Origin of the sequence: Leekyejoonella antrihumi, from assembly GCF_007845645.1 — a bacterium.
Taxonomy (GTDB): Bacteria; Actinomycetota; Actinomycetes; order Actinomycetales; family Dermatophilaceae; genus Leekyejoonella; species Leekyejoonella antrihumi.
Window position 1 is genome coordinate 153,178 of sequence record NZ_VCQV01000003.1, and the last position, 17,197, is coordinate 170,374.

The following is a 17,197-nucleotide window of genomic DNA, read 5'->3' on the forward strand; positions in this document are numbered from 1 at the left end:
TCGTGCCCTATGAGTGAGAAGCGACGTGGGCTCGGACGCGGCCTCGGTGCATTAATCCCCCCGACCCCGTCGGCGCCCGGCAGCGCACGGCCCACCGACGTTTTCTTCGCCGAGAAGAAGGCCGGCGCTGCGCCGGAACGTTTCACGGGAAACAATGCCGGTCGAGACCAGTCGGCGGAGGGTTTCACGGGAAACATCGACTCCACTGTCGACGAGGCGGCGCCGACGGAGGCTCCAGAGGGGCGGGCGACGGGGGGCGACGGCACGGAAGACCTCAAGGCGGTCCCGGGCGCACGGTTCGCTGAGCTTCTCGTCGCGCGCATCCGGCCTAACCCGCGCCAGCCACGCCAGGTCTTCGACGAGGACGACATGGCCGAGCTGGTGCACAGCATCAGTGAGATCGGGGTCCTGCAACCAGTGGTGGTGCGGGAGGTCACTCCGGAGGACAGCAGCGAGATCCAGTTCGAGCTCATCATGGGCGAGCGTCGCCTGCGCGCAACCGCCAAGGCCGGCCTGGAGCGCATCCCGGCCATCGTCCGGACTACCAACGACGACGATCTGCTGCGTGATGCACTGCTGGAGAACCTGCACCGGGCCCAGCTGAACCCCCTGGAGGAGGCCGCCGCCTATCAGCAGCTGCTGGAGGACTTCGGCTGCACTCACGAGGAGCTGGCCAGGCGGATCGGCCGCTCGCGCCCACAGATCACCAACACGGTGCGGCTGCTCAAGCTGCCGCCGCTGGTTGCCCGGCGGGTCGCGGCGGGGGTGCTGTCCGCGGGGCATGCGAGGGCACTGCTCGCCTTGCCCGACGGGGCGTCGATGGAACGGATCGCCCAGCGGATCGTGGCGGAGGGCCTGTCGGTTCGCACCACGGAGGAGATTGTCTCACTAGGCGACGACCGAGCCCCGGCTCGCCGCAACGCGCCGCGTCAAGGAGCTCGTCACCCTCAACTGGACGACCTTGCGGCCAGCCTGTCCGATCGCCTGGACACACGAGTCGCGATCAACCTCGGCAAGCGCAAGGGCAAGCTGACCGTGGAGTTTGCCAGCGTCGAGGACCTGCAGCGGATCATCGACATGCTTGGGCTGCAGACGGACTGAGCGTTTGAGACGCGGGAAGGCGGGGCCCGGAAATCCGGGCCCCGCCTCTTTTCACCCCACAAAATTCTCCCTAGTACCTCAGTCGATACGTTGCGGGGCCGAACGGGCGCTACTGATCGAGTGGTTCAGCCGAGGAACGGCGCCAGTTCCTTGAGCAGCTTCGGCTTCGGGAGGGCGCCGACGACGGACTTGACGACCTCGCCGTTGACGTAGACATTCAGCGTGGGAATGCCGGTGATGCCGTACTTCGCGGAGGTTGCCGGGTTGTCGTCGGTGTTGAGCTTGACGACGTCGATCTTGTCGGCGTTCTCGGCGGCGATCTCTTCGAGGATCGGGGCGACGGCCTTGCACGGGCCGCACCACGGTGCCCAGAAGTCGACGAGCACGGGCTTGGAGTTCTGCAGGACGTCCGACTGGAACGTCGCGTCGGTGGTCTCCTTAGGGGCCATGAACGGCCATCCTTTCTATGGTTGGTGGTCGGCGGTTGCGCCGCCCACGCGGTGGTAACTCGGGAGTGAATTAAGTTGTCGCTGAACGTGATTCAGCGCTAGACGGTGGCTGGAGAGGTCGCGTCGAGGTGAGCGAGGAAGCGCTCTGCGTCCAGGCTGGCGGCACAGCCCGAGCCGGCCGCGGTGATGGCCTGGCGGTAGGTGTGGTCGACCAGGTCGCCGCAGGCGAACACCCCCTCCAGATTGGTGGCGGTGCTGCCCTGCTGCACGAGAACATAGCCCTCGTCATCGGTGTCGACCTGCCCGGTGACCAGCTCGTTGCGTGGCAGGTGGCCGATCGCGACGAAGACCCCGGTGACGTCCAGCTCGCGAGCCGCACCGGTGACCGTGTCCGTGAGGGTGACTCCGGTGACCTTGGGGTCGCCGTGGATCGCGGAGACCTGACTGTTCCACGCGAAACGGATCTTGTCGTTGCCGAAGGCGCGGTCCGCCATGATCTTGGACGCGCGCAGCTCGTCGCGGCGGTGCACGAGCGTCACGCTACGCGCGAAGCGGGTCAAGAAGGTGGCCTCCTCGATCGCCGAGTCGCCGCCGCCGACAACGGCGATGTCCTGCTCCCGGAAGAACGCACCATCGCAGGTGGCGCACCAGGACACGCCGTGCCCGGAGAGGCGCTGTTCGTCGTCCAGGCCCAGCTCACGGTAGGCCGAGCCCATGGCCAGTATGACCGAGCGAGCCTGGTGGGCGTTGCCGGAACCATCGGTGACGCGCTTCACCGGACCGGTGAGATCAACCTGGGTCACATCATCGCGCACCAGCTCCGCCCCGAACCGCTGCGCCTGGACTCGCATCTCCTCCATCAGGTCCGGGCCCATGATCCCGTCCCGGAATCCCGGGAAGTTCTCCACCTCGGTGGTGTTCATCAGGGCTCCACCGGCGGTGACGGAACCTTCGAAGACCAGCGGTGCCAGGTTGGCGCGCGCGGCATACACCGCCGCCGTATAACCGGCCGGTCCAGAACCGATGATGATGACGTTGCGGATCGTGTCGCTCACAGGTGTCCTTCACGGGATGAGGTGAGCCCGCGGTGCGTCACGGGCCTGTCTGAATGAACAGATCCTACGGCGGCGTTGTTCCCCGCGCCGCGACCGGACCGGTGACTCAGGTGGTGAAGGCAGTCGGCCCGGCGAGCGGGCGCTGACCGGTGGTGCACGTGCGGGACACCACCCAGGCCATCGACGAGGCGCCCTTCGTGACCACGACGATCACCGCGGGCTTGCCCTGGTAGCTGGCGATGTCGACGGTGACCTTGTCCGGGTTGTCCAGCAGACCGCGTCCGATCGACTGCATGCACGCGACGATCCCGGCGCGGGTGGCCATGACCCCGATCTGCTGGACCTGCTGCGGTGGCAGGGTCGGGCCGCTGCCCTTGGTGAGTGCCGCGGCCTGCGCGGCCAGCGCCGGTTTCGTGTAGTTCGTGCCGGTGCTCTCAACGACGATCTTGTCCTCGAAACCGCCGGCCGAGCTGTGCCTGGTGGGGACTGCCGTGGTGGGTGCCTGGCGATCCTGCAGTGCGGTCACTCCGACGACGGCGACGGCCGCCACTGCGGCAGCGGCGCCGAGACTGACCGCGGCGCGCTGCCAGCGGCTCAGCCCGGTCCTGCGGCGCTCTCCTCGCACCAGTGGCGTCACGGTGTGCTGGTCCTGGACGGTGCCCCGGGCCCGCGTCAGCTGCTCGCGCGCGAGCGCCGCGGAGATCGAGCGGGTGAGCTCGTCGGGCATGAGGCCAGGATCGGGCATGAGGCCAGGATCGGGCAGCGACCCGAGGAGGGCACTCATGCCGGTCGGGTCGTTCTCGTCTCGGGCCGGTGGCCCGTTCGGGGGCATAGTCGTCACTACGGTCCTCCAGTGCTGGTCAGAGGTGAGACGACCGATCCGGGGGTGCGGTTCCATGAGCGTCCGACCAATCTTGGGGTCGCACACTCAGCGGAGGTGGATGCTGTCTGTCGTACTGCTCGAGCATTCGACGCACCGGAGCGGCGGCTCGTTCCCACCGGGTCACGCCTCATCCGAGGTACCCCGTGCCGTGCTTGTCCCTCAGCAGCTCGGCGAGAGCGCTGCGGCCGCGTGCACAGCGTGACTTGATGGTGCCCTCGGCGACCTCGAGCACCTGCGCGGCCTCCGCAACCGGCATCCCGTGCATGTCCACGAGGATCAGGGCCATCCGTTGTGCCTCGGGGATCTGCTCCAGTGCCGCTCGTATGTCGAGCCGCACCTCCGTGCTGGTGTGCCGGTCGTGCCGGTCGGCCAGGTCTTACTCCGGCAGCTCACCGGTCGGCTTGATCCGGCGTGACCGGTCGAGACAGGCGTTGACGACGATGCGGTGCAGCCAGGTCGTCACCTGGGCGTCTCCCCGGAACGAGTCGGCCCGGCGGAAGGCGGAGATGAAGGCGTCCTGCACCGCATCCGCGGCGATCTCCGGATCGCGGGTGGTGCGCACCGCAATGGCCCACATGCGGTCCTTGTGCCGGCGAAACAGCTCACCGAAGGCATCCGGGTCACCGGCGCCGTGCGCCGCGAGGAGCTCCCGATCTGTGTGACCGGCGAGCATCCCGCGCGGACTCACGACAGGACCTTGATCTCACTGATCTTGTCGCGGTAGGTGTTGGGCGAACGCTGGCTGAGCTTGGTGATCCAGACGATGACGTACTGGCCCGTCGTCGGTGCGGCACCGGTGACGGTCTGGTTGCCCGAGCCGTTCTTCACAGACCCGAAGGGCGTCTGGTTCTTGATCGACGGGGAGTTGGTGACATAGACGTCCATCGTCGTCGACTCACCGTCGATGCTCAGCTTGACCGAGCCGACCTGTTTCTTCGAGCCGAGGTTGAGGATCAGCCCGGTGCCGCCCTTGATTCCGCCGAAGGTGGCAGTGCCGTAGATGTGGGTGACCCACTCGGTCTGCGGGTTGCCGTCGATCGCCAGGTGGGCGAGCTCGTTGTGCTCGTTGCCGTTGCCCTCGGGGTCGAAGCTGGTGATGCCCGCCACCGTGATCGGCTTGCCTGCCGCCGGCGTGGTGGGCGTGCTCGCCTTCGACGAGGATGCGGGCGACGCGGTTGACGCCGACGGGGTCGATCCCGCCTTCGGGCTGGACCGTCCGCTGAACGCGCCACTGAGACCGATGAACCCCAGGATCATCGCCAGCACCACGAATACCGCCACGATGGCCAGCGCCAATCGGCTGGTTCCGTGGTCGGGTTCGGAGGTGCCGGTCTGCAGCAGCGGCACTGGCGGCTCGAGGTCGGAGTTCTCGTCGTAGCGGGTGGGGCGACCTCGCTCACGGGCGTCCCGCGCATTGAAGGTGGCGGTGTCGTCGCTGTCGAACCCGGCAGGGCGACCGCCCCTCGTATCGTCGTCGGCGAACTGTGGCCAGGCGCTCAAGGGGTCATGGGCGCCGGTGTCCGTGTCGTCGCCGGCGCCCCGCTTTGCCAGGCCCACTCCGGCGGCGCCCAGGATGCCGACACCGCCGACTGCAGCGGCCGGTCGATGCGACGCGTCGCCCTGGTCGGAGCGCGACTGCGAGGATGCCGCCCCGCCGTGCAGTGCGGGGCGCCCACCGGCACCGTGCACCCGCTCGGATGACCACGGGGACAGTTGCCGGGCCAGCTCGCCCGGCGTGCGCGGGCCCTCGTCCGCGTTCAACGTGGTGCGGCACAACGTGTCAAGGTCACCGGGAACTCCGGTGACCAGCTCGCTCGGTGCCGGCAGGACGCCGTCGGCTCGCCGCTTGGCTCGTAGCAGGCCGGGCACGGCTTGCTCGCCCGGCCAGGTGCCGGTCAGCGCGGCGTAGAGCACCTGCACCAGCGCGACCGCGTCGGAGCGAGAGGCCTCGTCGGACGGCACGTCCTCCAGACCGGCCAGCGCGGCATCGGTGGCGACGCCGAGCACCGAAACGGAGCCGTCCCGGGACCGCATGATGTCGTGGGGACTCAGCTGCAGGTGGTGCAGGCCGCGGGCCGCTGCGGTGTTCAGGCCGCTGGCGGTCTCGCCGATCATCCGCCGCGCCTCCTCGGCGGGAATGGTGTCGAACGCGACGATGGCGGCAACGGATTCGGCACCGTGCAGCGCCTCGGCGATCACAAAGGACAGGTCGCCCTGGGAGCCCACATCGAGCACCCGCAGCAGGTGATGGTCCTCCACGCCGGCCGCCCGACGGGCACTGTCGAGCGCGGCCTCGGCATACGGCCCGCTGGTCGGGAAGACGGTGACACTGACCTCACGGTCCAGCGTGGTGTCGGCGGCCAGCCACTGTTCCCCCGCGTGCTGCTCTGCCAACCGTCGGGTCAAGGTATAGCGCCCTGCAAGGGTGGTGCCTTGGCTGATGCCCTGCACGCGTGGACTCCTTGGTCGATTGGGGATCCCGTCCGGATTATCCTAGGCGGAGTCCCGCACGTTCCGCGTGAGCCCGGCCGCGCGCGCCCGCAAGAGCCTGTTCCAGGTCGAAAATCAGGTCCGCGGGGTTCTCCAGGCCGATCTACAGCCGCAGGAGACCGTCGGCGGGACGGGCGGCCGCCGCGACCGGGCGGTGGGTCAGTGAAGCCGGGTGCTGGACGAGCGAGTCGACGCCACCCAGAGACACTGCATGGGTGAACAGCCGCAGGCGCTCGATCAGGGCGCGCACCTGCTGATAACCGCCGGGCAGGTGGATGGGCACCATCGCGCCGGGCCCGCGCATCTGCGCAGCCAGGACGCCCGTGTCGTCGAAGCCGGGGAAGTAGACGCCATCGACCGCCTCGTGCTCCGCCAGCCACGTTGCGACCTGGAGCGCGCCGGCCTGCTGGGTGCGCACCCGGATCGGCAGCGTCGCCAGGCCGCGATGCAGCAGGTAGGCACCCAGGGGATGCAGCAGCGCTCCCGTAATGGCCCGAACCCGGCGCAGGGCGGCGGCCGCGCTCGCTGCTGCAGGCGATCACGCCACCGATGACATCCCCGTGCCCGCCGAGGTACTTCGTGGCGCTGTGCAGTGACATCGCCGCCCCGAGATCCAGCGGGTTCTGCAGGACCGGTGTGGCGAAGGTGTTGTCGACGAGGACCGGCGCCTGACCGGACTGGGCCACCACCGCGGTGATGTCGACCAGCTCGAGGGAGCGGCTGTATGCCGATCTGGTGCGAGCCCCGGGAGTGCTGCGGGTCCTGCACATGGCCGGGGAGGACGACTTCCACCTGCACGTCGCGGTGGCGTCGGCGCAGCACCTGCGGGATCTGGTGCTGGAGCATGTCACCGTGCATCCCGTGGTCACCAAGACCCAGACGCAGCTCATCTTCGAGGAGCGGGTAGGGACCGACCTGCCCGTGGTTACTGTTTGAGGCCCGCCCTGACGCGATCACGACCTTGACGAGACGGATCAGCGGTGGACGAGGCGCGACAGGCGTCCGGTGAGCGGTGAGACGAGCTGGTCGATCTCGGTGACCTTCAGGCGCCGCGCCGTGACCACATACACGAGCAGGAATGCGACGCCGGCCACGACCAGGATCAGCAGGTTACTGGCTCGGCTGCTGTCGCCGACGCCGGCGGACAGGGCGACCCGCAGCACCAGGGCGACGCCGGTGCCGGCGATCGCCGCGATCCCCAGCCGCCCGTAGGTGTTCGCGACGTCACGGATGGGCATCTCACCCAGGCGACGGCGCAACCAGAACCACCCGACGGTGGCCTGCACGACGTACGCGATCGATTGAGAGAGGGCGAGGCCCGCGGCCACCCATCGGTCGGGCAGCGCCAGGCAGGACACGGACAGCGCGACGGTCAAGACGGTGCAGACAAGCTGCATCCAAAAGGGAGTCTTCGCGTCCTCGTAGGCATAGAAGACGCGCTGCACCAGCACGCAGATGGTGAAGGGGACCAGGCCGAGCATCATCCCGATCGTCGGATAGCCGTAGGCCATCCGGTTGCCGTTGCCGAAGAGGACGATCACCATCGGGATGATGAGCACGAGGCAGCCGACGCTCACCGGGATGCTGGCCAGCCCGGAGAGGCGCAGGCCGGTGCGCACGTCGTTGAGCACCTCCTTGGTTCGGCCGGCGTTCGCCGCCTTCGACATGCGGGTGTACAGCGCGGTGATGAGGCTCAAGGTGACCAGGGAGTGCGGCAGCATGAACAGCATGAAGGCGTTGCTGAACGCCTGCTTCCCACCGAATCCGTCGCCGACGGTGCTGATGACGCGGGTGGCGACAAATCCGCTCAGCTGCTGCACGACGACTGCGGCGAAGGCCCACCCGGCAATGTGTGATGCGGTGCGCAGGCCGACACCGCGGAAGTGGAAGTTGGGGGTGAACCGGTAGCCCACACGACGCATCGGGATGATGAGCACCAGCGCCTGCACGATGATGCCGAGCGTCGCGGTGCCACCGAGCACGACGATCAGCTGGGTGTCCCAGAAGGCCGGGTTGCCCGCTTGCCCGGGAGTGGAGTGCGCGATACACCACACGATGCCGCCGATCGCGACGATGTTGGCGAGCGCCGGCGACCACATCAGCGGTCCGAAGTTGCTGCGAGCGTTCAGCACCTCTCCGAAGAGGGCATAGATGCCGTAGAAGAGGATCTGCGGCAGACAGATGAGGGCGAACATCGTGCCCAGGTGCAACCGGGCACTGGAACTGGTCGCATCGCTGTCGAAGAGCCGGTAGAGGAACGGAGCAACGGCCAGGAAGATCACGGTGACCGCCGCGAGGATCGACAGGGCGAGCGTGAGCAGCCTGTCGGTGTAGCCCTTGCCCCCGTCTCGATGCAGGAGCGCTCGGGTGATCTGCGGCACGAGGACGGCGTTGATCACGCCACCGGCGAGCAGGATGTAGATCATGTTGGGCAGCGTGTTGGCGATGTCGTAGACGTTGCCGCCGACGGTCTGGCCGCCGAACAGCGCCACCAGCAGGACGGTTCGCACCAGTCCGAGGATTCGGGAAACGAAGGTTCCGCCGGCCATGATCGCGCTCGACCGAGCCACCGACTTGATCCCGGAATCCGTTGCCGGGGCGGTCGGATCGGCTTGTGGGGCCTCCGGCGCGGCAGCGGTGGGCGCTCTGACCGGCGCAGGGCGGCTTGTCCCGCGTCGGCGACGTCCGCGAGTGTCGATCGTCTGCGGTGCCAGCACGATGTCGGAGTCGCCGAGCACGTCGAGCGAGGACGCCTCACCCGACCACTCGACATACATCTGCCCGAGGCTGCCGGGCAGATCCGGCATCACCGGTCCCGGGTGCCGGGACGCGCCCCCGTCATAGAGCTGGCCGAGCGTCGGCCGGCCGGGGTCGCGGTCAGTCATGCTCTCCTGCCTTCGGTGTCTCGGGTCGTGCGCGGTCATCGGTCGCGTCCGAGCCCGGGGCGGTCACCGTCCGTGGGCCGCGCCACAGGCTGCGGATCAGCCCGACCACCAAGACCAGCCCGGCCACAATACCCAGGACCCAGTAGATCCACGAGGAGGTGGGCCGTACGTTGATCTGCAGCTGGGTGGGCTCACCGAACCTTGCCCCCAGCGGGAGTCCGTCCGGGGTGGTCAGCACCGCATCGATCGGCACCTTGCCCGCGGCCACCGCCTTCACCTCGAAGCGCACGGTGCTGCGAGAGGACGCCGCGATCGCCATCCGGTGGTCGGGCTTGGGGATACGCAGCAGGAACCTGCGCGGATTCATCGACAGGTCGACGTCCTTCACCGAGCGGTTGAGTCCGTTGACGACGGTGACGGTGAGCTGACCGGAGTTGGCGAAGAAGTTGACGGTCGAGGGGATGACGGAGATCTTGCGACGCATGGCCTGCACCGCATCGGAGTCGACCCGGACGACGGTGGCCAAGGCGGACGAATGACCGCGCCACCTGGTCGACCCCATGGCGTCGAAGGATTGGGTGCGAGCGGTGACGACGTCTTTGGAGTCGACCAGGATGCTCCCCAGACCCCGCATCACCCGCCGGTCGTGGGTGATGCGAGACAGAGTCGCGGCGTTGATCGGCGAGCGGGTTCCGGCCGGCGTGGGCGCCCCTGACACCGGCTTGGCCACGACCTTCGCGTCGACGAAGGTCGGGACGTGGCTCAGGGCACCGGTTCCGCTGGTCGGCGCAAGCCAAGGCGCGTTCTCGATGAGCGTGATCGCCTCCGCCAGCTGCGCGGGAGGTGTGGCATCCTCCCGCGGCAGCACCGCTGCAAGGGACCGGGCGGTGCCGGGACTCTGCTGGTAGATCGCGGCGGTCCGCGCCATGAACCGCTGCGCCGCCAGCAGGGGTGAGGTTGCCGAGGTGGACAGCGTCGACGAGAGGGTCGCGTCGTACACCAGCGTGCCGGAGCTGCCCGCGACCCGCCGGGTCGCGTCGGGGGTCACCCCGGTCAGCGACGCCACACTGCCGTCCGGCACCAGCAGCCTCGGGTCGGTGCCCGTCGCGCGCTTCCAGGTCGAGGAGATCGCAGCGGCCTGGGTCGACCCGATCGCCGGGTCGGGCCAGGCGACGGTGACATCACTGATCTTGCGCAACGCGGTGGGTAGGCGGCGCTGGAGGTCTCGGGTCAGCAGGGCCTGGCCGGCGGAACCGGAGCCGGCGAGCACGGTGAGGTCCGGATCGTCATACGGCGTCCACCAGATCGTGCTGGTCGTCGCGAGCGTCTGCAGGCGGCCCAGCAGGGTCGTCGCCAGGGCGTCCACCGGGTCGGTGTTGGCCGCCGCACTGGTTGTCGGCGTGCTACCCGGCAGCTGGCTTCCGGTGCCGTCGCTGGTCGTGGGTGGGGCTGTGCTGACCGGTGCGGAGCTCGACGAGGCGGTGTCACCGGGCGGTGTCGACGAGGGAGTGCTGGTCGAACCGGGCTGGGGTGCCTTGGGCAGGTTGTCGTCCGCCCCAACGGGAGCCTGCACGATAGACGGGTCGACCACCCACGTGACCGGGAGCGCGCCGAGGTCGGAGATGAGCTGGTCGATTCGCGACCCCGGCCCGATGGCCCGCGTCCACGCCGCGGTGCGCGCGGACCCCGAGGGGCCGTACAGAGCGGGATCCGCCGGAAGCGTCAACGGGACGACGATCGAGGACCGCAGCGGGCTGGTCGGGGTCTTCTTCGACCACTCCAGGGTGGTGCGGACCGGGCTCGCGTTGAACCCCGTGCCGGTCACCTGGATGGTCATCGGCAGCGAGGCCAGGTTGTAGGCGTAGTTCAGCGTGCCCTTGGCGATGGTCACCGAGAACTGCCTCGTGGCCCCGGCTGCGATCGAGCCGATGGTCTTGCCGCCGACCTTGGGGGTCGCGCGAGGCAGCGTGCCCGCACTCCAGTCCTGGACCCGGGTGGTGGTGTCGAGCAGCTGCGGGCTCACGCCGATGCCGACCTTCACCGCGGACACGTCGGCGTCGGACTGGTTGGTGACGGATCCGGTGATGGTCAGCGGGGTGTCCGGGCCGGCGATGGCGGGGGACATCGACTCGACGTCCACGGAGACGGGGGAGGCCCCCGCGGCCAGGGCGGACGGCATACCGCCGAACAGGCAGCACCCCAGAGTGAGGAGGATCGTCACGATGGCGACCAGACGGCGGGCAGTCACGGACTAGACGGTCCCGGCGAGCCGTTGCCACGCGGTGTGCGCGATTCGTCGCTCGTTGGGGAAGGTCAGTTGGTCGTTCACCTGATCCAGCCGGAACCATTGCGCGTCGATCGCCTCGTGATCCGGATCGCCCTCGATGCTGATCTCACCGCCGAGTGCCTCGAGCAGGTAGTGGTAGACCTTCTTGTGGACCCGGAACTGCGGGGTGCTGAACCAGTAGTCGATCGTTCCCAGCGTGAGCAGGGCCTGGCCGACGATCCCGGTCTCCTCGGCCACTTCGCGCACTGCGGTCTCCACCAGGGTCTCGCCGGGTTCAACATGGCCTTTGGGCAGGCACCACTCCAGGCGCCCGGCCCTATTGTGTCGTGCGATCAGGGCGATCCATGCCGCGCCACCGGCGACATCGATGATCACGCCGCCCGCCGAGATCTCCTCCAGCGACGGCAGTCGGCGGACCTGCCGACCGGTACGCGGAGGATGGAGGCTCATTTGGTCACTGTAACCAGCGCGCCTTGGGGATGCTCGGACGTTCCCCTAACCTTGGCGAGTGCAAAGCCCTTCGCCCGACCCTGGACCCGATGACCTTTCGGTGCTGTTGCGCCGGGCCGTCAGCCACCTCGCACCGGTACTGCCGCTGCTGCAGGAGGTGGGTCAGCTCTTCACCGGCGCGGGCCACGAGCTGGCTCTCGTCGGGGGGCCGGTGCGCGATGCCTTCCTGGGCCGCACGTCCGGCGATCTGGACCTGACGACGTCCGCACCGCCCGATGAGATCGAGCGGCTGCTCAAGCCGTGGGCGTCCACGACGTGGGACCTCGGGCGAGCGTTCGGCACGATCGGCGCGCGCAAGGGCGACGCAGTCTTGGAGATCACCACCTACCGGGCCGACGCCTACGACCGCACCTCCAGAAAGCCGCAGGTGCGGTTCGGCGACCGGCTGGAGGATGACCTGGTCCGGCGGGACTTCACCATGAACGCGATGGCCATGCGGCTGCCCGACCTGGAGTTCATCGACCCGCACGATGGCCTCGCGGCGCTGGCGGAGCGCACCCTGCGCACCCCGGCCACCCCGACGGAGTCCTTCGCCGACGATCCGTTGCGGATGATGCGGGCCGCGCGGTTCACCTCGCAGCTGGGTGTGCAGGTTGCCCCAGAGGTCCAGGCGGCCATGCGGGAGCTGGCCGACCGGCTGACGATGGTCTCGGCGGAGCGGGTCCGGGACGAGCTGGTCAAGCTGCTGCTCACGTCGGCGCCGCGGCCCGGTCTGACTCTGCTGGTCGACACCGGTCTCTCGGACATCATGCTGCCCGAGCTGCCCGCCCTCCAGTTGGAGATCGACGAGCATCACCGGCACAAGGACGTCTACCAGCACTCCCTCACGGTGCTCGAGCAGGCAATCGACCTCGAAGGCCCGCGGGTCGTGCCCGGGCTGGGCACCGTGGAACCCGTCGACGGGCCGGACCTGGTCCTGCGGCTGGCCGCCCTGCTGCACGACATCGGCAAGCCGGCGACTCGGCGGTTCGAGAGGGCCGGTGGTGTCTCCTTCCACCACCATGAGCTGGTCGGGGCCAAGCTGGCCCGCAAGCGGCTGCGCGAGCTGCGCTTCGACAAGGACACCATCAAGGCCGTGACCAAGCTCATCGAGCTGCACCTGCGGTTCCACGGATACGGCGACGGGGAGTGGACGGATTCGGCGGTGCGGCGCTACATCACCGACTCCGGGCCGTTGCTGAGCCGGCTGCATCTGCTGACCCGGTCCGACTGCACCACCCGAAACCGGCGCAAGGCAACGCTGCTCTCCCAAACCTACGACTCCCTGGAGACGCGGATCGTCGCCCTGCAGGAGCAGGAAGAGCTGGACGCGGTGCGCCCGGAGCTGAACGGCAACCAGATCGCCGAGGTGCTCGGGATCGCGCCCGGCCCGGTGCTCGGGCGGGCCTATAAGCACCTGCTCGCCCACCGGCTGGACAACGGACCGGTGGGCGAGCAGGAGGCGGCGGCGGAGCTGCGGCGCTGGTGGGCGCAGCAGCCGGAGGCCGGCAAGTAGGGTGGGCCCGGCTGCGGGGCTAGTGCCGACCTTCCGCAAGGTACATCAGCGCGGCTCCCACCCGCGGGTGGATGTGCCCGCCGTCGGTGAGTCCGAGCTTGCTGAAGATCGAGTTGATGTGTTTCTCCACGGCGTGCTGGCTGATGACCAGGTCCGCGGAGATGGCGGCGTTGGTGCGGCCCTCGGCGACTCCTGCGAGGACCTGTCGTTCTCGTGGAGTCAGCCGGGCGATATTCGGGTCGCCGGCGCGGGTCTTGCCTCGGACCAGTGATTCGACGACCTTGGGGTCGATGGCGGAGCCTCCGGCGGCGACGGCACGGATCGCTCCGGTCAGCTCGTCCAGGTCCCCGACCCGTTCCTTGAGCAGGTACCCGCGCCCTTCGGTGCCCTGGGTGAGCAGCTGTTTGACGTAGCCGGGTTCGATGTATTGGCTCAGCAGCAGCACGCCCATGCTGGGGTGTGTGCTGCGGCAGTGCTGCGCGATGGTCAGCCCTTCGTTGCTGTGACTCGGTGGCATCCGGATGTCGGTAAGGACCACCTGGGGGACCAGGTCGTCGATCGTGCGTAGCGCGGCGTCCAGGTCGGCGCAGGCTGCGAGCACCTGAATGTCGGTGGACGCGCTGATCATGCGTCGCACTCCCTCGCGCACCAGGAAGTTGTCCTCGGTCAGAACCACGGTGATGGTCATGGTCTCTCCTGCAGCGGGATGACGGCCCGGACGGTGCCGTCTTCGAAGGTGGCCGAACCGTCGTAGGCCTCGATGCGGTCACGGATCATGGTGCGGACGGCGTCGGGGATGGGTTCTGTGTGGGCGCCAGTGACGGTCAGCACGGCTTGGTCGCCGGTGGTGGTCAGGCGTACCCGCAGGGAGTGCGGCTGGGCCGGGATGAGCGCGCCAAGCGCGGTGACCGCACAGAAGTACAGGCAGATCTGGGCGGGGACGGTGAGGACGGGACCCGGGTCGATCTCGATCCGCGCATCGAGGTCGGCGCGTTCGAGCCAGCCGTCCAGTGCGGCGGCCAGGCCGGAGTCGGCCAGCCGCGGCGGGAAGATGCCGCGGGCGATCAGGCGTAGCGCGTGCAGCGCCTCCGCGCTGGCGCGCGAGGCGGTCGGAAGGTCGGCGGCGTCGACCAGCGCGACCGCCGACTCGATGTGCCGGACCACCTCCTGGTCGACCTGGCGGCGCACCCGGGCCTGTTCGTCGCGTCGGGCGGTGAGCAGCCGGTTCCGGGAGGTGGTCAGGTCGTGGGACAAGCCGGCGAGCTCGGCCTGTCGGCGGCGCAGGTCGTGGGTGAGACGGACCGTTGACAGCGCGATCCCGGCCGGGCCGGCCAGGTCGGTGAGTAGTCGACGGTCGAACGAGCTGGTCTGCAGGGGGTCGACCTGAACCGCGATCTCGCCGACGTCGGCCCCGCGGTGCTGGACGCCGACGCGTACCGACGTCCCATCGTCGGCCGCGTCCGCCGGCCAGGACTGGGTCCACTGCTCGCCGTGCGGCATCCAGACCCGTACTTGCGCGCTCGGGCCGCCGACGGCACGTCCGGCGGCCTCGGCGAGGCGCGGGACGACCTCGTCCACCGCGACGGTCGAAGCCATCTGCCGCAGCAGGTCGTGGACGGCCTGGTAGGTCTGGGCCCGGTGACCCAGGGCGATGCGGGTAGCCGCCCGTTCCACCGGTCGGCGAGTCGCCCATAGGGTGAGCGCGACCATGGTCGTCGCGGCCGCGACGACCAGGACGGATGGCGCAGCGGCACCCCCGTAGGCGATGGCGCCGGCCGTGTAGAGGGTGGCCGCAAGCAGCAGCCGGGCGAAGCTCGTGGCCAGGGCGCGGCGGGTGTCGGTGTTCATGACGGCACCGGGATGCTCGCCCGCAGGGTGGTTCCGAGGCCGGGCGCGGAGGAGATGCTCAGCGCGCCGCCGACCCCGGCGAGGCGGACCTGCAGGGCCCGCAGCCCTCCTGCCGGGTCGGCCGAGGCAGGGTCGAAACCTCGACCGTCGTCGGTGACGACCAGCTCCACGCGCTCGGGCCCGGGAAGCAGCGAGACTGTGGCCCTCGTGGCGTGTGCGTACTTCGCCACGTTCTGCAAGGATTCCGAGCAGCAGAAGTACACGGCCGCCTCGATTTCCGGGGTCAGGGGTGATTCGGTCACTGCCACGGTGGCTTTGACGCCCGAACTCGCGGCGAGCGCGGCCAGGTGGTGCAGCGCTCCGACCAGGCCCTCGTGGACGAGCGTCGGTGGGCGTCCGTCCCCGCACAACTGCCTGACCGAGGCGCGAGCCTCGGTCAGCATCTCTCGCAACTGCGCGGTTTCCCGGGTCAGGTCCCGCCTCGACGAGCGGGTGTGGGTCAAGGCCCCGACGGTAGCGATGGCCGCTACCAGATCCTGCTGAGCCCCGTCGTGCAGGTTGCGTTCCAACCGACGCCGTTCGGTGTCCTGGGCCCGGATCAGGCGCCGACGGGTCTGGCGAAGCTGCTCGGTCTGCTCGGTGAGCATGGCGACACTTCGGGCCAGCTGCACGGTCAGCAGCGCGTTGTGGACGACCAGTCCGGCGTGCGCGGACAGATCGGCCAGCAGCACCCGATCGGCGGCGGACGGCTGCCCGTCGACCGCGAGCACGCCCAGCCGATCAGCCTGGTAGGTGACCGGCCAAGCAAGCTCGCGCCCGGGTGCCGGCCCCTGAGCCGGGTACACCGAGGCAAGCGTCCACTGATCACCCTCGGCCAGCCACAGCGCGGCGGACGGTGCGCGGGTGGCACGCACGGCCAACTCGGTCAGCTGGTCGATCTCACCGGTCGGACTCAGGTGCTCCAGACCGCCGACCAGCGAGCTGATCGCCTCGCTCGGAGACAGGTCCTGCCCGAAGACCACCCGATTGGCCCACCGCCGCGCCCACACCCGCAACGGTTCGATGAGCACGGCGACCACGGTCAACGTGATGACCGTGGCGAGCATCCCTCCGCCGACGAGGACGGCACCGACCGTAACCGCCACCACGTAGCCCGCGCCGACGACGCAGGCGATCGCGGCGTAGCTGAGCAGTCCACGCAGTGCCCGGTCCACATCCCAGAGTCGATACCGAACGATGCTGACGAACAACACGACCGGCACGATCGCGAACACCGCAGGAAACCAGGTCTCGACCCTGACGTCGAACCCGGCCGCGGCGGCCCAGCCCAGTGCCCCGACCAATCTGCCGGCTAGCCACACCAGCCCAGTTGCCAACGCAGGCAGCAGTGCCCCGGTCAGCAACCGAGTGGTGCGCCGCTGACCGGGCGGCGTCGCGGGATCGCTCAACCGCATCGACTGTGCTCCGACACCGGCCAACGAGACCACCACACCGAAGAACACGACGAAGAACTGCGGGTGGGCGATGAAGCTCCCCCGCCAGCTCACGAACGCTACGGCTGCGGTCACCGCGACGACGCCCACCCGCAGCCGACCCGGGCTCACCCGGAGCCGCCGCGGCAGCGTCCCGTCCGGAAACAGGACCACTGCCCACAGGTAGGCCACCCCCGAGACGATGTGAAAGGCGAAGTGGATCAGCTGGATCGGCCACGGCGTCCCGATGATGTCGAACGCGCGGTGGCTGGGCATGTTGAATGTCGCCGCCGTGCCGAGCAGTGCGAACGCGAGCAGCCGGGGCACTCTCGCATCGCCGTGACGGACCGCGAGCAGCAGGCCCAGGGCGAAGTTGAGCAGGCTGAACGTGTACTGCAGCACCGCCTGGGCGGTGGTGGTCGTATCGGGGCCCATTCCCCCGGGGAAGGCCGGATGCAGAATGCGGACGGCGACCTGGCTGTGCGCGGCCCACGCCAGGAGCTGCTCGTGGACCAGGGGGATGTCCGCCGCCAGGGTCGGCGTAATCCCCAGGACCAGCCAGAGGACCAGCCCACACGCATACGGGACGATCAGGACCCGGAAGCGGACCCCGCCCCAGGATGAGGTGACCATCGCAGGCCCCACGATATCCCTCGGTTGACCCCGGTGGGGGTTGTTCCCCCCACGGCGAGGGGGTGCCTGCACCACCTAGGTAGTTGGGG

14 protein-coding genes and 2 pseudogenes are annotated in these 17,197 nt (G+C 69.2%); 3 read left to right on the forward strand and 13 right to left on the reverse strand.

Going from position 1 to position 17,197, the window contains the following annotated elements; genetic code table 11:
• Positions 1–9: 9 nt before the first annotated feature.
• On the forward strand, positions 10–1,101 hold the full coding sequence (locus tag FGL98_RS03325; RefSeq protein WP_146315236.1) for a ParB/RepB/Spo0J family partition protein: 1,092 nt from the start codon (positions 10–12) through the stop codon (positions 1,099–1,101).
• 125 nt (positions 1,102–1,226) lie between these two features.
• On the opposite strand, the gene trxA is transcribed toward FGL98_RS03325, so the two are convergent.
• From trxA to FGL98_RS26885, 7 genes and pseudogenes are all read right to left on the reverse strand, one after another.
• Positions 1,227–1,550: a thioredoxin gene (gene trxA / locus FGL98_RS03330; protein ID WP_146315237.1), complete on the reverse strand. Its 324-nt coding sequence runs from the start codon at positions 1,548–1,550 to the stop codon at positions 1,227–1,229.
• 98 nt (positions 1,551–1,648) lie between these two features.
• The gene (gene trxB, locus FGL98_RS03335) at positions 1,649–2,605 is read right to left on the reverse strand and encodes a thioredoxin-disulfide reductase (RefSeq protein ID WP_146315238.1); all 957 of its coding nucleotides are present in this window, start codon (positions 2,603–2,605) and stop codon (positions 1,649–1,651) included.
• 106 nt (positions 2,606–2,711) lie between these two features.
• On the reverse strand, positions 2,712–3,446 hold the full coding sequence (locus tag FGL98_RS03340) for a hypothetical protein (RefSeq protein WP_146315239.1): 735 nt from the start codon (positions 3,444–3,446) through the stop codon (positions 2,712–2,714).
• 169 nt (positions 3,447–3,615) lie between these two features.
• Positions 3,616–4,161, reverse strand: a pseudogene (gene sigM / locus FGL98_RS03345) (RNA polymerase sigma factor SigM).
• 11 nt (positions 4,162–4,172) lie between these two features.
• Positions 4,173–5,939 carry a protein kinase family protein gene (locus FGL98_RS03350; protein WP_146315240.1) on the reverse strand — a complete coding sequence of 589 codons (1,767 nt, stop codon included), beginning with the start codon at positions 5,937–5,939 and terminating at the stop codon, positions 4,173–4,175.
• A gap of 142 nt (positions 5,940–6,081) precedes the next feature.
• Entirely contained in the window at positions 6,082–6,486 is a 405-nt protein-coding gene (locus FGL98_RS26880) for a PLP-dependent transferase (protein ID WP_342779941.1), read from the reverse strand.
• Between the two features lie 70 nt (positions 6,487–6,556).
• A pseudogene (locus FGL98_RS26885) lies at positions 6,557–6,748 on the reverse strand (PLP-dependent transferase); the annotation flags it as partial.
• Here FGL98_RS26885 and FGL98_RS26165 point away from each other — a divergent pair.
• The gene (locus FGL98_RS26165) at positions 6,675–6,914 is read left to right on the forward strand and encodes an Lrp/AsnC ligand binding domain-containing protein (RefSeq protein WP_342779937.1); all 240 of its coding nucleotides are present in this window, start codon (positions 6,675–6,677) and stop codon (positions 6,912–6,914) included. The pseudogene FGL98_RS26885 and the gene FGL98_RS26165 overlap by 74 nt on opposite strands.
• A gap of 38 nt (positions 6,915–6,952) precedes the next feature.
• On the opposite strand, the gene murJ is transcribed toward FGL98_RS26165, so the two are convergent.
• From murJ to FGL98_RS03370, 3 genes are read right to left on the reverse strand one after another with little or no spacing between them, the layout of a single operon-like run.
• Positions 6,953–8,863 (reverse strand): murein biosynthesis integral membrane protein MurJ, encoded by a 1,911-nt coding sequence (murJ, locus tag FGL98_RS03360; RefSeq protein ID WP_186525952.1) that lies wholly within the window; start codon positions 8,861–8,863, stop codon positions 6,953–6,955.
• On the reverse strand, positions 8,856–11,111 hold the full coding sequence (locus FGL98_RS03365; RefSeq protein WP_146315242.1) for a DUF6049 family protein: 2,256 nt from the start codon (positions 11,109–11,111) through the stop codon (positions 8,856–8,858). The genes murJ and FGL98_RS03365 overlap by 8 nt, the downstream gene beginning before the upstream one ends.
• Positions 11,112–11,114: 3 nt before the next feature.
• Complete coding sequence (locus FGL98_RS03370) at positions 11,115–11,600, reverse strand: NUDIX hydrolase (protein ID WP_146315243.1); 486 nt, start codon at positions 11,598–11,600, stop codon at positions 11,115–11,117.
• A 58-nt stretch (positions 11,601–11,658) separates the two neighbouring features.
• On the opposite strand from FGL98_RS03370, the gene FGL98_RS03375 reads away from it, so the two are divergent.
• Complete coding sequence (locus FGL98_RS03375; RefSeq protein ID WP_246136351.1) at positions 11,659–13,155, forward strand: CCA tRNA nucleotidyltransferase; 1,497 nt, start codon at positions 11,659–11,661, stop codon at positions 13,153–13,155.
• A 19-nt stretch (positions 13,156–13,174) separates the two neighbouring features.
• Here FGL98_RS03375 and FGL98_RS03380 read toward each other — a convergent pair whose 3' ends face one another.
• The 3 genes from FGL98_RS03380 to FGL98_RS03390 are packed head-to-tail and all read right to left on the reverse strand — an operon-like array spanning position 13,175 to position 17,108.
• A complete protein-coding gene (locus tag FGL98_RS03380; RefSeq protein WP_146315244.1) occupies positions 13,175–13,843 on the reverse strand; it encodes a response regulator transcription factor in 669 nt (222 codons plus the stop codon).
• On the reverse strand, positions 13,840–15,003 hold the full coding sequence (locus tag FGL98_RS03385) for a sensor histidine kinase (RefSeq protein ID WP_146315245.1): 1,164 nt from the start codon (positions 15,001–15,003) through the stop codon (positions 13,840–13,842). Before FGL98_RS03385 ends, FGL98_RS03380 begins: the two co-directional genes overlap by 4 nt.
• The gene (locus FGL98_RS03390) at positions 15,000–17,108 is read right to left on the reverse strand and encodes a sensor histidine kinase (RefSeq protein WP_146315246.1); all 2,109 of its coding nucleotides are present in this window, start codon (positions 17,106–17,108) and stop codon (positions 15,000–15,002) included. Before FGL98_RS03390 ends, FGL98_RS03385 begins: the two co-directional genes overlap by 4 nt.
• Between the last annotated feature and the right edge of the window lie 89 nt (positions 17,109–17,197).

What these genes read in the sequence shown, in the direction of transcription:
- FGL98_RS03325 (WP_146315236.1), top strand. Translation starts at nt 10, where the DNA reads ATGAGTGAGAAGCGACGTGGGCTCGGACGCGGCCTCGGTGCATTAATC.
- trxA (WP_146315237.1), bottom strand. Translation starts at nt 1,550, where the DNA reads ATGGCCCCTAAGGAGACCACCGACGCGACGTTCCAGTCGGACGTCCTG.
- FGL98_RS26165 (WP_342779937.1), top strand. Translation starts at nt 6,675, where the DNA reads ATGTCGACCAGCTCGAGGGAGCGGCTGTATGCCGATCTGGTGCGAGCC.
- murJ (WP_186525952.1), bottom strand. Translation starts at nt 8,863, where the DNA reads ATGACTGACCGCGACCCCGGCCGGCCGACGCTCGGCCAGCTCTATGAC.
- FGL98_RS03370 (WP_146315243.1), bottom strand. Translation starts at nt 11,600, where the DNA reads ATGAGCCTCCATCCTCCGCGTACCGGTCGGCAGGTCCGCCGACTGCCG.
- FGL98_RS03380 (WP_146315244.1), bottom strand. Translation starts at nt 13,843, where the DNA reads ATGACCATCACCGTGGTTCTGACCGAGGACAACTTCCTGGTGCGCGAG.
- FGL98_RS03385 (WP_146315245.1), bottom strand. Translation starts at nt 15,003, where the DNA reads ATGAACACCGACACCCGCCGCGCCCTGGCCACGAGCTTCGCCCGGCTG.
- FGL98_RS03390 (WP_146315246.1), bottom strand. Translation starts at nt 17,108, where the DNA reads ATGGTCACCTCATCCTGGGGCGGGGTCCGCTTCCGGGTCCTGATCGTC.